Source organism: Flavobacterium magnesitis (genome assembly GCF_041729735.1).
Classification (GTDB): Bacteria; Bacteroidota; Bacteroidia; order Flavobacteriales; family Flavobacteriaceae; genus Flavobacterium; species Flavobacterium magnesitis.
Genome location: NZ_JBCFQK010000047.1, coordinates 1 through 1,459, shown reverse-complemented (window position 1 = coordinate 1,459; position 1,459 = coordinate 1). Strand labels below are relative to the sequence as shown.

Annotated in this window: 1 protein-coding gene; it reads left to right on the top strand. The window is 33.0% G+C overall.

Annotation, left to right across the window (positions count from 1 at the left end):
- Positions 1-264 precede the first annotated feature (264 nt).
- Positions 265-1,350 (top strand): IS110 family RNA-guided transposase, encoded by a 1,086-nt coding sequence (locus AAGV33_RS16310; protein WP_373393434.1) that lies wholly within the window; start codon positions 265-267, stop codon positions 1,348-1,350.
- The last annotated feature ends 109 nt before the right edge of the window (positions 1,351-1,459 follow it).

The window sequence follows — 1,459 nt, the reverse complement described above, 5'->3', positions numbered from 1 at the left end:
GGGCTCATATCTTTGACTCGGTTAAAAATATGAGAAGTATCTTTGAAAAGACAAACAATTAATAAGCAAGACGAACTGGCAAAATTCTATCGGGGCGAAATACACCATTTGGCGATATTGTGAACACTAGGTTAATCCATTTCGTTTTTATTACATTTCGAGTCACAATAGTACTTAAAGACCTTATTCTGAATATGGATCTTGTATAAAAAATGAGCAAAGATTTGTGTAATATTTTGTTTATTGATACTAAATTAAAGAGTTATGAATTTAAAGTATTCCGTTGGTCTTGATGTTTCAAGCAAAAAGATTAATGCCTGTATTAGTGTTATAGATGAAAAGCAAAAGGTTATTGTGAAATCAAGCGTAGTAATATCCAATAGTTTAAAAGGTTTTTCAGTTTTAGAAGATTGGATTTTAAAGCATAAAAAAGAAGCGATTCCTGTGGTGGTTTGTATGGAGGCAACCGGTATTTATCATGAGAATTGTGCTTACTATCTTTTTGGGAAAGGATTCGAAGTTTCTATAATTCTGCCCAATAAGGCAAAAAAATATTTGGAAGCCATCGGGCTCAAATCCAAAAATGACAGCATTGATGCTAAAGGATTGTCCCAAATGGGAGCTGAACAATGCCTTGAATTATGGCAGCCCATGGGTACTTTTTTTTATGAGTTGCGATTATTGACTAGGCAGCATCAAAATGTTACTGAATTAAAAACAGTTTTGAAGAATCAATCGGATGCTTTGGGTTTTGCTATGCATCAATTAGATGTAGTTAATAATCAAATAGATCAGACCATATCTTTATTTGAATCACAGCTAAAGGAATTAGAGAAAGCAATTAAAATGCACTTAAAATCAGACGACAAGATCAATAATAAAGCTGAAAACATATTGAAAATGAAAGGATTGGGTATTTTAACGATGAGTACTATTTTAGCAGAAACTAATGGATTTACATTGTTTAAGAATTACAAGCAATTGGTATCGTATGCAGGCTACGATGTGGTTGAAGCCCAGTCAGGAAAACGAGTTGGAAAAACAAAAATATCAAAACGGGGAAACTCCCGAATAAGAAGAGCTTTGCATATGCCATCTTTAGTAGTTATCCAGCATAAAGTCAAACCTTTTCAGGATTTATTTGAGAGAACCTATGAAAAGCACGGTATTAAAATGAAAAGTTATGTGGCGGTTCAAAAAAAAATTCTGACAATGATTTATCATTTATGGAACAAAAACGAGGATTATAATGCCAATTATCAAATAAATATCCAAGAAGAGGAGCAAAAGTTATCCTCTCGGGCAATTGGCTTCGAAGAAGACACAATAGCAAAAATAGCCCCAATGTAAAATTGAGGCTACACAAGGTAAACGTCCAGTGAATAATCGCAAGAAGCTTCCTCTTGGTTGTACAAATATAAAAAATAGAAAATAAATTAGGAATTAAAGATAGTACCTA